This is a genomic window from Hymenobacter sp. ISL-91 (assembly GCF_018613725.1).
In the GTDB taxonomy this organism is placed as follows: domain Bacteria; phylum Bacteroidota; class Bacteroidia; order Cytophagales; family Hymenobacteraceae; genus Hymenobacter.
In genome coordinates, this window is the sequence record NZ_JAGGPS010000010.1 from 63,346 (window position 1) to 75,319 (window position 11,974).

The 11,974-nt window shown below is 64.0% G+C and carries 11 protein-coding genes; 7 read left to right on the top strand and 4 right to left on the bottom strand.

Annotation, left to right across the window (positions count from 1 at the left end):
• The 5 genes from J7E24_RS05800 to J7E24_RS05820 form a co-directional block, all read left to right on the top strand.
• On the top strand, window positions 1-1,062 hold a 1,062-nt coding region (locus tag J7E24_RS05800), incomplete at its 5' end, for an alpha/beta hydrolase (RefSeq protein WP_215136067.1).
• Window positions 1,063-1,171: 109 nt separating this feature from the next.
• Window positions 1,172-1,582, top strand: a complete 411-nt coding sequence (locus J7E24_RS05805) for a DUF4174 domain-containing protein (protein ID WP_215136069.1) — start codon at window positions 1,172-1,174, stop codon at window positions 1,580-1,582.
• A 62-nt stretch (window positions 1,583-1,644) separates the two neighbouring features.
• Window positions 1,645-2,307: a DUF2461 domain-containing protein gene (locus J7E24_RS05810; RefSeq protein WP_215136071.1), complete on the top strand. Its 663-nt coding sequence runs from the start codon at window positions 1,645-1,647 to the stop codon at window positions 2,305-2,307.
• Window positions 2,308-2,530: 223 nt separating this feature from the next.
• Window positions 2,531-3,682, top strand: coding sequence for an NAD(P)/FAD-dependent oxidoreductase (locus J7E24_RS05815; protein ID WP_215136072.1), 1,152 nt, complete (start codon window positions 2,531-2,533; stop codon window positions 3,680-3,682).
• Between the two features lie 334 nt (window positions 3,683-4,016).
• A complete protein-coding gene (locus tag J7E24_RS05820; protein WP_215136074.1) occupies window positions 4,017-4,502 on the top strand; it encodes an ankyrin repeat domain-containing protein in 486 nt (161 codons plus the stop codon).
• A gap of 94 nt (window positions 4,503-4,596) precedes the next feature.
• On the opposite strand, the gene J7E24_RS05825 is transcribed toward J7E24_RS05820, so the two are convergent.
• The 4 genes from J7E24_RS05825 to J7E24_RS05840 all read right to left on the bottom strand — a co-directional run bounded on the left by J7E24_RS05825 (window position 4,597) and on the right by J7E24_RS05840 (window position 9,805).
• A complete protein-coding gene (locus tag J7E24_RS05825) occupies window positions 4,597-5,028 on the bottom strand; it encodes a hypothetical protein (protein WP_215136076.1) in 432 nt (143 codons plus the stop codon).
• A gap of 31 nt (window positions 5,029-5,059) precedes the next feature.
• Window positions 5,060-5,635, bottom strand: a complete 576-nt coding sequence (locus J7E24_RS05830) for a hypothetical protein (RefSeq protein ID WP_215136078.1) — start codon at window positions 5,633-5,635, stop codon at window positions 5,060-5,062.
• 37 nt (window positions 5,636-5,672) lie between these two features.
• Complete coding sequence (gene scpA / locus J7E24_RS05835) at window positions 5,673-7,925, bottom strand: methylmalonyl-CoA mutase (RefSeq protein WP_215136080.1); 2,253 nt, start codon at window positions 7,923-7,925, stop codon at window positions 5,673-5,675.
• 62 nt (window positions 7,926-7,987) lie between these two features.
• On the bottom strand, window positions 7,988-9,805 hold the full coding sequence (locus J7E24_RS05840) for a methylmalonyl-CoA mutase family protein (RefSeq protein WP_215136082.1): 1,818 nt from the start codon (window positions 9,803-9,805) through the stop codon (window positions 7,988-7,990).
• Between the two features lie 250 nt (window positions 9,806-10,055).
• On the opposite strand from J7E24_RS05840, the gene J7E24_RS05845 reads away from it, so the two are divergent.
• Entirely contained in the window at window positions 10,056-10,814 is a 759-nt protein-coding gene (locus tag J7E24_RS05845) for a 5'-nucleotidase C-terminal domain-containing protein (protein ID WP_215136084.1), read from the top strand.
• 165 nt (window positions 10,815-10,979) lie between these two features.
• Window positions 10,980-11,915 carry a bifunctional metallophosphatase/5'-nucleotidase gene (locus tag J7E24_RS05850; protein ID WP_215136266.1) on the top strand — a complete coding sequence of 312 codons (936 nt, stop codon included), beginning with the start codon at window positions 10,980-10,982 and terminating at the stop codon, window positions 11,913-11,915.
• The last annotated feature ends 59 nt before the right edge of the window (window positions 11,916-11,974 follow it).

Sequence of the window (11,974 nt, forward strand, 5' to 3'; positions counted from 1 at the left end):
CGCCCCTACACCGACCTCCGCAACCTGGACTGCCCCGAATTGCGGAGGGCACCCTCAGTTATTGCTGTTTCTACGTACACTGTCCGCATGAAGCCTCCTTACCAGCCCGACCCGCTCGGCCCCGATTTCGGCCAACTGGTGCTGGCCCAGCCGCCCGACTACGAAGGCCCTGTACAAGCCGTGTTGGTGCATTACCTGCCCGAACCTACCGCGCCCACTGCCGGGGCCGTGCTCTACGTACATGGTTTCAACGACTACTTTTTTCAGCGCGAAATGGCGGCGCAGTATGCCGCCCACGGCTACCATTTTTTCGCCCTCGACCTGCGCAAGTACGGCCGGGCCCTGCTGCCCCACCAACGCCCCAACAATGTGCGCGACCTGCGCGAGTATGATGCCGACCTTTATGCGGCGCTGGCCGAAATCAGGGCGGCCGGCCACACGCGCCTTGTGCTCAGTGGCCACTCTACCGGTGGCCTGATTACGGCCCTGTACGCGGCCCGGCACCCGGCGGGCATTGCGGCGCTGGTCCTAAATAGTCCGTTTCTGGCCCTCAACCAGCCGTGGCTACGGCGTAGAGTAGCCGCGCCGCTGGCCGCAATGCTGGGCCGGGTGCTGCCCAGCCTGCCCCTGCCCGCCGGCCTGCCCGATACGTATGGCCAGAGCCTGCACCAGGCGTATCGGGGCGAGTGGGACTACAACCTGGCCTGGAAACCCAACCAGGTTTTTCCGGTGAATGCGGGCTGGCTGGGCGCCGTGCTGCGGGGGCAGCGGCAGCTGCGCCGCGGGCTGGCGCTGCCGTTGCCCGTGCTGGTGCTGCACGCCGGGCGCAGTGCCGGCGGCCGGCAGTGGCGCGAGGAGTTTCGCCGCGCCGACATCGTGCTCAACGTGGCCGATATCCGCCGCCTCGCGCCCCGGCTGGGGCCGCATGTAACACTACATGCCGTTCCCAACGCCGTGCACGACGTTTGGCTGTCGGTTCCCGATGTGCGCACTGCCGCCTATGCGGCACTGTTCCGCTGGCTGGCGGAGCAGGTGAGAGAAAGAGCCACTTCGCCCCGGTAAACAACCAATGCTGCGAAGCCTGGGCTGGCCGGGCCAAAATAACAGGGCACCTCGCCGGCTGCTCTGGCGTTAAAGGCGTATGCTGATCCGACTGTCCGTACTTCTGCTGATGGCTGCACCGCTGCTGCCGGCCGCCACTACCCAGGCCCAAACCACCTCCGCCGCCTCGCTGGCCCGTACCGTAAAAGCAGCCCATTGGCGGCAGCGGGTGCTGCTCATCTGCGCGCCCACTGCTACCGATGCCCAGCTGCTCAAGCAGCGCGCCTTGCTGCAGCCTGCCCGGGCCGGCCTCGCCGAGCGCGACCTGCTGGTGCGGGAGCTGCCCTGGGCCAGCCTGCCGGCCGCCGACCAACGCTACCTGCGCCAGCTGGGCGGCTCGCCGGATTCGTTTCGGGTGCTGCTTATTGGCAAAGATGGCGGCGTAAAGCGGCGCGACACGGAGCCGGTTGCCCCCGCCGCCCTGTTTGCTACCATTGATGGCATGCCGATGCGTCGCCAGGAAATGAAGCGGGCGGAGTAAAGCGGTTGTCCGCTGATAATTGCTGCCGTTACCTGATAATTGCTGCCGTTACCTTTGCCCTCATGAACCAGTCTGCCCTGTTTGATTTCCTGACCGACCTTGCCCTGCACAACGACCGGGAGTGGTTTCAGGCGCACAAAGCCACTTACGACCAGCTGCGTAAAGAATTCGAAGTGCTGGTCGGGCAGATTCTCAATGCGCTGGCCGCCGAGGAGCCGGCGCTGGCGACGCTGGAAGCCAAAAAATGCATCTTCCGCATTTACCGCGACGTGCGGTTTTCCAAGCGCAAGGAGCCCTACAAAACCCACTTCAGTGCCTATTTCGCGGTCGGTGGCAAGCAGAGCGTCGGCCCCGGCTACTATTTCCAGCTCGGCCCCGGGGGCCAGACGATGATGGCCGGCGGCATCTACCAGCCCGAGAAGGAGCAGCTGGCCCGCATCCGCCAAGAAATCGACTACAACGGCCCGGCGCTGCACCGCATCCTCGAAGCGCCCGCCTTCTGCCAGCTCTACGCCGGCCTCGAGGGCGAGCAGCTTAAGCGCCCGCCTGCCGGCTACGCTGCCGACCACCCCGATATCGGGTACCTCAAACACAAAAGCTTCGTGGTGTCGCACTTGGTGCCCGATGCCACGGCTCGCCAGCTCAACCTGGCCGAGTACGTGCCCTCCGCCTTCCGCACCATGCGCCCGTTCTCCGATTTTCTGCGCGAGGCGGTGGAGGGATAGGAGGGGAGGAGTGAAGAGGTGATAAGGCAAAGAACAGTCATGCTGAGCGAAGCGGAGCGCAGTCGAAGCATCTCTACCGCAATGGTAATCCTGACGGCGGGTTGGCGTGACAATTAAGTGGTAGTGATGCTTCGACTGCGGCTGTGTCTTCGCTCAGCATGACCGTTCTTTGTCTGCTCTCCATCACCAATAACCCTTGCTGCCCTCATTCCAACATTCCCAAATGCCCTACGATTACGACGTACTGATAGTGGGAGCGGGGCCGGCGGGCACGGCCTGCGCCCTGGGGCTGGCCGGCAGCGGGCTGCGGGTGGGGCTGCTCGACAAGGCCCAATTCCCGCGCGACAAGGTGTGCGGCGACGCCATTCCCAGCCCCGCCCTCAAGGCCCTCACGCGCCTCAACCTGGCCTGGGCCGCCGAGCTGCGCGAGCTCACGGCCGGCCACCGCACCGATATGCGCACCAGCCGCCTCGTGTCGCCGGCCGGCACCGGCGTGAGCGTGCACTGGAAGGCCCCCGCCTTCAACTCGCCGCGGCTGCATTTCGACGATGCCCTACTGACGCTCGTGCGCCGCCACACCGCCACCGACATCCGCGAAAACAGCCCCGTAAAAACCGTAACGGCCGATGCCAACGGGGCGGTGGTGCAGCTCGCTGACGGCACCCGTCTCACGGCCCGCCTGCTCATCGGCTGCGACGGGGCGCACTCGGCCGTGGCCCGCGCCCTGGCCCCCGCCCCCCTCGACCGCGCCCGGCACTGCGCCGCCGTGCGGGCTTATTTTGAGGATGTGCAGGACGTGCCCGCCACCACCAGCGACTTTCTATTTCTGAGCCGCTACCGGGCCGGCTACTGCTGGGTGTTTCCGGTGGGTGCGGGCCGCTTCAACGTGGGCTTCGGTATGCTTTCCTCAGATGTGGCCCGCCAAAAGCTCGACCTGAAACTGGTGCTGCAGGAGCTGCTCGAAACCCACCCGCACTTGGTGCCGCGTTTTGCCAGTGCCCGGCAGCTAACGCCCATTAAGGGCTTTGGGCTGCCGTTGGGCGGCTCTGGCCGGCCCCTCACCGGCGCCCGCGCCCTGCTCTGCGGCGACGCGGCTTCCCTCATCGACCCGCTGCAGGGCCACGGCATCGATACGGCCGTTATCAGTGGGCTGCTGGCCGCCGAGCATGCCGCCCGCTGCTGCGCCGCCAACACCTTCGGCCCCGGGGCCCTCGCGCCCTACGCCGCCGCCGTGCAGCGCCGCCTGGGCCGCGAACTGGCCCGCCGCTACCGCCTTATGCGCCTGCTGGCCCGGGCGCCCTGGCTGGTGGAAGGCGCGTTCCGGGCTGCTCAATGGCCCCCGCTGCGCCGGGTGCTGGTGCGGGCCATGGCGTAGTTGGGTGATGCGGTAATAGGTGAGGGGGTGATGAGGGGGCAAAAGAACAGTCATGCTGAGCGCAGCCGAAGCATCTCTACCGCAACACTTACCTCCCGTTGCAACACTACCCCGCTTACAGGGTTTAGCCGTAGGAGAACAGCAGATGAGCCTCAACGAATGAGTTGTTAGACCAGGACATGGAGGTCGATGTAGGGGCGGGGCTTGTCCCCGCCCGCCGTTCGCACCGTTTCAACGGTAATCGTTTAACGACGGGCGGGGGCAAGCCCCGCCCCTACATCGACCTCCGCAACCTGACCTTTCTCATCACTCCACTACACCCTCACTTTACCTCATGAATTCCACATCCGCCCGCCCCGAAGACCAGCTGATTGCCGCCGTCCGCCAAAACGATGCGGCCGCTATTACGCGCCTGCTGGCCGAAGGCGCCGACGCCAACGCCCCCGATGCCCGCGGCTTCACGCCCCTCGTGCTGGCCGCCTACGACGCCCACCTGGAGGCCACCCGCGCCCTGCTCGCCGGCGGGGCCAACCCCAACCAGCCCGTTGGCGGCGGCAACACCGTGCTGATGGGTGTCGCGTTCAAAGGCCACACCGGCATGGCCCAGCTGCTCCTCGACCACGGGGCCGAACTCAACGCCCGCAACGGCGAGGGCAGCACGGCCCTCATGTTTGCCGTGCTGTTCGGCCGCCACGAGTTCCTCGACCTGCTCCTGGCCGCCGGTGCCGACGCGACCCTGCGCGACAACAAAGGCCAATCGGCCCGCGACCTGGCCCGCCAAAAAGGCAACGACCACGCCCTGGCGGTGCTGCCCGAGTAGCTCCAGCCAGCTCCTCCCGAAACGCCCAACGCCCCGCCCTCCGGTTTGCCGGAAGGCGGGGCGTTGGCTTACCAGCACTGCCAGACTGCCTGGTTCAGGCAATAGCGGCCGCATCGAGGAGGGCCAGCCCAGCTACCGAGCCGGGCAGTTGCGTGCGGTGCAGCAGCTGCGCCAGCTCCGGGGGCAGTTCGGCCACCGTGAGCGGCACCGCCGGCCGGGCCACCAGCTGGTACTGCGTATCGGCGGGGGCGTGCAGGTTGGTTTTGGCGAACGAGAACAGCCCCCGCCGGGCGTAGCGGGCCGCGCCCGAGGCTTCGGCGGCGTTGGTGCCCTCCGCCAGCTGCGCCGCCCCGGTTTCGGGCCGCAGCAGGAAATGCTGGTGCAGCGCCAGCAACGCCTCCTGCGAAGCCGCCACCGACTCCGGCAGCCGCCCGCCCCCCGAAGCTACGTGCAGGACGTGGCCGTTGGCATCGGTGGCGAACCAGTCAATATCCGCGTCTATTTGGTCGTGGTCGGGGATGGGCATGAATAGAAATAGTAAGTATTTCTTAAAATACTTATTCTATGCTTACGTTATTAAATGAACCTCTTACCTGTAATTGAAAACTACTTGTTTTATACAAGTCTATCGAGCCTTCTTTGTTGTATTGAAAATCTGCGCTGAGTAGTTTGTACTTATTGTTGTATTTTATATTAGTTAATTCACCAGAGTTCCAAATAAAATTAGCTTGAACGCGACGGTTATCTATCAAATAATCTGGCGAGTATTCATGATTAGCTTGTATAACACATGTTATGCAGCTGCCGGATATAAAGCTGTAGCTATTTGCCCAAGAATTTGCGTAAGAGGAATTGGGAATTATAATGCGCACTGTATCATGAGAAGCTAGTAGACTTATCATCAATGCCGGAGTATTAGTGAATGTATGAATATTGTCAACCTTTATTTTTACATCCTGCTCTGTATACGTAGTGTCGCGACGTAATGGGAGTAACGGAAAATTAAGAGACCGGGTAAAACTAGCAGTTGCTGGTTCTGCCGACGGTACGACTTCTGGTTTTTTATCACAGCTAACTAAAGCAATGCCTAAAATGCCAATGGCGGATATGTATGTGCGAGATTGAGTAAACATAAGCTACTGTGAAATTTTGAAACTATGACTCAGAAATTCACTCCCCCAGCTTCTCCAGAATCTCCTGGGCCGCCACGGCAATGACGGTGCCGGGGCCGTAAACGCCGGCCACGCCGGCATCGAAGAGAAACTGGTAGTCCTGGGCCGGGATGACGCCGCCGGCAATTACGAGAATATCCTCGCGGTCGAGTTGCTTAAGCTCCGCGAGCAGCTGCGGAATCAGGGTTTTGTGGCCGGCGGCGAGGCTGCTCACGCCTACTACGTGCACGTCGTTCTCTGCCGCCTGGCGGGCCACCTCGTCGGGCGTCTGGAACAGGGGCGCAATGTCCACGTCGAAGCCCACGTCGGCGAAGCTCGTGGCAATGATTTTGGAGCCCCGGTCGTGGCCGTCCTGGCCCATTTTGGCCACCAGCATGCGGGGGCGGCGGCCTTCGCGCTCGGCAAAGGCATCGGCCGCCGCGCGGGCTTTGGCAAATTGCTCGTCGTAGCTCATCTCCTGCGAATAGACCCCCGAAATAGCCCGGATAGTGGCTTGGTGGCGGCCGTATACTTTCTCCAGCGCATCCGAAATCTCGCCCAGCGTGGCGCGCAGGCGGGCCGCATCCACGGCCAGGGCCAGCAGGTTGGAGTCGGCTGTTGTCGGGCTGGCGGTGGCCTCACCCCCCCGGCCCCTCTCTACGGGGGGAGAGGGGGGAGCCTGCTCCGCCTGTTCTGTCGACTGGCTCCCCCTCTCCCCCTGGAGAGGGGGCTGGGGGGTGAGGCCCCGTTGGGCCGCTTCGGTGAGGGCCGCCAGCGCCGCCTGCACCTGGGCTTCGTCGCGGGCGGCTTTGGTGGCGCGTAGGCGGGCAATCTGCGACTCGCGCACGGCGTCGTTGTCGATGTCGAGCACCTCAATTTGCTGCTCCTCGGAAGGGCGGTAGCGGTTCACGCCCACCACAATTTCCTTGTTCGAGTCGATGCGAGCCTGCTTGCGGGCGGCGGCCTCCTCGATGCGCATTTTGGGTAGGCCGGTTTCAATGGCCTTGGCCATGCCGCCCAGCTCCTCCACCTCGTTCATCAGGGCCCAGGCTTTGTCGGCCAGCTCGTGGGTGAGGGTTTCCACGTAGTAAGAGCCGCCCCAGGGGTCCACCACGCGGGTTACGTCGGTTTCGTGCTGCAGATACAGCTGGGTGTTGCGGGCAATGCGGGCCGAGAAGTCGGTGGGCAGGGCAATGGCCTCGTCGAGGGCGTTGGTGTGCAGGCTCTGGGTGCCGCCGAGTACAGCCGCCAGCGCCTCCACGGCCGTGCGGGCCACGTTATTGAACGGGTCCTGCTCGGTGAGCGAGTAGCCCGAGGTCTGGCAGTGGGTGCGTAGGGCCAGGCTTTTCGGGTTCTGGGGGTTGAACTGCTGGATGAGCTTGGCCCACAGCAAACGGCCGGCCCGGAGCTTGGCAATTTCCATGAAGTGGTTCATGCCAATGGCCCAGAAAAACGACAGCCGGGGCGCGAAATCATCAATCTTCAGGCCCGCCGCCAATCCGGCCCGCACGTACTCCAGGCCGTCGGCCAGCGTGTAGGCCAGCTCGATATCGGCCGTGGCGCCGGCCTCCTGCATGTGGTAGCCCGAGATGCTGATGGAGTTGAATTTGGGCATGCGCTCGGCCGTGTAGGCGAAGATATCGGCAATAATGCGCATGCTCGGCAGCGGTGGGTAGATATACGTGTTGCGCACCATGAACTCCTTCAGAATGTCGTTCTGAATGGTACCCGCCAGCTTCTCCGGCCCCACGCCCTGCTCTTCGGCCGCCACAATGTAAAAGGCCATAATCGGCAGCACGGCCCCGTTCATGGTCATGCTCACTGACATCTGGTCGAGCGGAATCTGGTCGAACAGCAGCTTCATGTCCTCCACCGAGTCGATGGCAACGCCGGCCTTGCCCACGTCGCCTTGTACCCGTGCATGGTCGGAGTCGTAGCCCCGGTGGGTGGCTAGGTCGAAGGCCACGCTCAGGCCCTTCTGCCCGCCGGCCAGGTTGCGGCGGTAAAAGGCGTTGCTTTCCTCAGCCGTAGAAAAACCTGCGTACTGGCGCACGGTCCAGGGTTTCTGCACATACATCGAGCTGTAGGGCCCGCGCAGATACGGCGCCACGCCCGCCCCGAAACCCAGGTGGTCGAGGTGCTGCACGTCGGCGGCGGTGTAGTAGGGCTTGAGCGTGATGCCCTCGGGTGTAACATTAGGCTCGGCAGCAGCGGCGGGAGCTGGCGTGGGCAGTTGGGCGGCGTCGTAGGGTATCTGGGAGAAGTCGGGCATGGAAGGGCACGTTGGGGCGCATGGCACGCGCCCGCTTATCAAAAGGATATTATAAAAAGCGGTTATTCAGCTTCGGAAGATGCGGTAGCCGTGGGCGCCGCATCTCGCCCCTGCAAGCGCGACAAAACGTCTTCGGTGCTGTAGCCTTCCACCGTGAACTCCTTCAGGCCGAATACCTGCACGGCTTCCTGCATGGTGGCCAAGTCGGCGGTGAGCAGCGCGGGCGGAATGAAGCCGGCTTCATCAAGCGGAACGCCGTTGATGGTGCGGGCCAGCCGGCCGAACTGCAGGGGCGTGGCGTACATGAGCGTGGCCTGCTCGGCCGAGGAAAACAGGACCGACAGGGTGCCCTCGGGGTGGGCGTAGCGCAGCTCGGGCCGCTCGGTAACGGGCAGGGTCTGCAGGAATGATTCGAGGATAGTTTCGTTCGTGTGGGTGCCCAGCAGCACCAGGGCCGCCCGCTTCTTTTTCAGCTCGCGCCGCTCGAAGTGCAAGGCCGTAGCCAGCCGCAACACCTCAGTGGGGTAGGTGGCGCGGGTAGTATCGAACGTGGAGCTGCGCAACAGGCGCTTGGGATTGAAATCGAACTGCTCCTTCGCATTCTGGTAGCGGTTGGTGCCCACCACCACCTGCTGGCCGCCGGCAATGCGCCGAAACTGGGCTTGGGCCGATTCGTGCAGCAGCGCCAGCACCCGGCCGGTGGCGGCGGGCAGTCCGCCGGCCGCTTCGAGCTGCTGAAACAGGGCCCAGGCCTGGCGGGCCAGCGTGTCGGTGAGGGTTTCGAGGTAGTAGGAGCCGGCGGCCGCATCCTGCACCTGGCCCAGGTGGGCCTCCTCGCGCAGCAGCACCGGCAGGTTGCGGGCCAGGCGCTCGGCAAAGTCGTTGGGTTCGTGGAACAGGCTGTCGAACGTGCCCACGCTCACGGCATCGGCCCCGCCCAGCACCGCACTCATGGCCTCGGTGGCGTGGCGCAGCAGGTTGGTGTGCGGGTCGAGGGTGGTCTGGCTCCAGGTAGCAGTGCTGGCGAAAATCGTAAGGCGTTCCGCCGCATCGGCCGGCAGCCCGTAGGCGTGCAACAGTGTGGCCCACAGCCGGCGCATTGCCCGCAGCTTGGCAATTTCGAAGAAGTAGTTGGGCGCCACGGCCACATGCAGGTGAAGCGCGGCCGCCACATCGGCTACCGTCAGCTCCTCGTTGGGCAGCTGGCTGAGGTAGTGGGCGGCCGTGCTCAGGGCGAAGGCAATCTGCTGGGTGGCCGTGGCCCCGCGGTTGCCGTAGTAGGCCACATCCAGCCCCAGGGCCCGGAACTCGGGCCAGGCGCGACTGGCAATCAGCACCGCTCGTAGCTCATCCTGCTGCGAAATTAGGTCGGGCGCGTGGTGAGTGATGGGGTCGAGCACCAGAAAGCCGCGCAAGGGCTCCCCGGCAGCGGCAGCCAGCCGCGTGAGCAGCCCGGCCGCGCCGCGCCGCAATGAGTAGCCCACGTAGGTATCGGCCAGTGGCAGCTGCTGGGCCAGGTAATCGACATCGAACTCATCGGCCTGGGCCAGCACAAAATGCGCTCCTTCGGCTCCGAGCTTCAGCGCTGCGACGGCTCTATCAATGGCCTCGTGGCCCCGGCTGGCGGCTGGCACCACGTAGGTAGGCACGTTGCGCCATGCACCGGCGGCCCGTACCAGCGGCGTAGGCGCCCCGCCCAGCTCCGCCAGGGCCTCTTGGTGGTAGAACGGCTCCACGGCAAAACCGTCGGGCGTCTGCCAGCGCAGCGTAGCCGGGTCTTGGCCCTTCAGGTCGCGAGTGAGGCGCTCCTGCCACTTGGCGGTGGTCAGGGGCTGAAATTCGGGAAAGGAAACCGGCGCGGGTTGCGGCGAATCGGCCATATGGCAGCGGGGTGGGGTGGGAAATGGCGCACCCGGAGATGCGGCTTAAAGATACTGTTTGATGGCCGGAAATCGGGTTTGGTAGCCGGAAATGTCCGCAACACCTCATCTGCTCGCCAGCTTGTTTCAGCGGGTGCCTTTGGTTGGCCGGGTCTGGTGGTGGCAGGCGCGCAGGCCTAGCCTGACCCAACAATTCCGGTCGTATTGCTATACCTTTGAGGGCCGCTTTTCCCGCTGCCCCCGATTCTCCATGCGTACTTTTCGTTCCTCTGTTACGGCTCTGAGCCTGCTGACGGCTGTAGCGCTGGCTCCGGCCTGCCAACGGGCCGTGTATCAGCCCCAGGCCCGGCTGGCACCCGTTACGGCCCAGCCGGTAAGCCAGGCTGTTCCCTTCGATGCCCAGGCCGTGGCAACCATCGCACCCTACCGCGAAAAGGTGGTGTCGCAGATGACGACCGTGCTGGGCAACGCCCCGGTGGCCCTGACCAAGCAGTCGGGCGAGTCGCTGCTGTCCAACTTCGTGGCCGACCTGCAGCGCCTGGAGGCCGAAAAAGCGCTGGGCCGACCTATTCCGTTGGGTGTGATGACCAACGGCGGCCTGCGGGCCCCTATTCCGGCCGGCCCCGTAACGGTGGGCACAGTGTTCGAGCTGATGCCGTTTGAAAACCAGCTGGTGGTGCTCGACGCGCCCGGCGCCGTGGTGCAGCAGCTGTTCGATTTCGCCGCCCGCACCAAAATGGCTGTTTCAGGCGCTACGTTCACTATTACGCCCGAAGGCAAGCCTGACGCCATTCTCATCGGCGGTCAGCCCTTCGACGCCACCCGCAACTACGCTATTGCCATTTCCGACTACTTGGCAGGTGGCGGCGACGCCATGGCCTTTTTCAAGCCGCTGAAGCCCGAAGCCACCGGCGTACTGCTGCGCGACGCCATTATGAGCTACATCAAGGCGCAAACGGCTCAGGGTAAGCCCGTTCAGGCTGCCATTGAGGGCCGCATCAGGCGTTAGGCGCAGGTGCTGTAGCTGCGGCAGTGGTAACTGCCTGTTTCCGAAGCCGAACGCCGTTGTTTCCAGGAAACCTGCCTGCTGATTTTCAATACCATATTCCCTGCTGTGCGCTGTAAGCTGATGCCAGCCTCTGCGTTACTTGCTCCATCCGCAACATCTGTGACTATGATTAACCGGCGCGAATTTCTGAAATACACCGGCCTGGGCGTCGCCTCGCTGGGCGTGATGGGGACGGCGGCCGTGCCGGCCGTAGCCGCCGCCGACGATAAAACGGTACGCCTGACCATTCTGCATACCAACGACATGCACTCGCGCATCGAGCCGTTTCCGGACAATGCGGCGCAGTGGGCCGGTATGGGCGGCATGGCCCGGCGCGCGGCCCTCGTGGCGCAGGTGCGCCAGCAGGAGCCCAACGTGCTGCTGCTCGACTCGGGCGACATCTGGCAGGGAACGCCCTACTTCAATTTCTTCCAGGGCGAGCTGGAGTTTAAGCTCATGAGCCAGATGGCTTACGACGCCGGCACCCTCGGCAACCACGACTTCGACAATGGCCTCGAAGGCCTACACAAGCAGCTGCCCAACGCCACGTTCCCGTTCCTGAGCGCCAACTACGACTTCACCGATACGCTGCTGGCCGGCCGCTTTCAGCCCTATAAGGTGTTCGAAAAGCAGGGGGTACGCATTGGCGTGTTTGGCGTGGGTATCGACCTGGCCGGCCTCGTGGAAGACCGGAACTTCGGGGCCACCAAGTACCTCGACCCTGTGGCTGTAGCCCGCGATATGGTGGCGCGTCTGCGCGGGGCCGAGCGTTGTGATATGGTTATCTGTCTCTCGCACCTGGGTTACAAGTACGCCAGCGCCAAAATCGACGACATCAAGCTGGCCACCCAGGTAGCCGGCATCGACCTGATACTGGGCGGCCACACGCACACGTTTCTGGCGCAGCCCGAGCCCGTAGCCGGCCCCAACGGCCACACCACGCTCGTCAACCAGGTCGGCTGGGCCGGCATCAACCTGGGCCGCATCGACTACACGTTTGCCCGCAAATCGCGCCGTCCTACAGTCGCTTCTACCGTTGTGCTCCCGGTTTCGGTCGCCTAGTTTGAGAGCGGGAGTCGAGACGTGTTAAAATGGGATGAAATACAAGCCGGTACGGGGTT

Coding starts and splice junctions, on each gene's coding strand:
- J7E24_RS05805 (WP_215136069.1), top strand. CDS start 1,172: ATGGCTGCACCGCTGCTGCCGGCCGCCACTACCCAGGCCCAAACCACC.
- J7E24_RS05810 (WP_215136071.1), top strand. CDS start 1,645: ATGAACCAGTCTGCCCTGTTTGATTTCCTGACCGACCTTGCCCTGCAC.
- J7E24_RS05815 (WP_215136072.1), top strand. CDS start 2,531: ATGCCCTACGATTACGACGTACTGATAGTGGGAGCGGGGCCGGCGGGC.
- J7E24_RS05820 (WP_215136074.1), top strand. CDS start 4,017: ATGAATTCCACATCCGCCCGCCCCGAAGACCAGCTGATTGCCGCCGTC.
- J7E24_RS05825 (WP_215136076.1), bottom strand. CDS start 5,028: ATGCCCATCCCCGACCACGACCAAATAGACGCGGATATTGACTGGTTC.
- J7E24_RS05830 (WP_215136078.1), bottom strand. CDS start 5,635: ATGTTTACTCAATCTCGCACATACATATCCGCCATTGGCATTTTAGGC.
- scpA (WP_215136080.1), bottom strand. CDS start 7,925: ATGCCCGACTTCTCCCAGATACCCTACGACGCCGCCCAACTGCCCACG.
- J7E24_RS05840 (WP_215136082.1), bottom strand. CDS start 9,805: ATGGCCGATTCGCCGCAACCCGCGCCGGTTTCCTTTCCCGAATTTCAG.
- J7E24_RS05845 (WP_215136084.1), top strand. CDS start 10,056: ATGCGTACTTTTCGTTCCTCTGTTACGGCTCTGAGCCTGCTGACGGCT.
- J7E24_RS05850 (WP_215136266.1), top strand. CDS start 10,980: ATGATTAACCGGCGCGAATTTCTGAAATACACCGGCCTGGGCGTCGCC.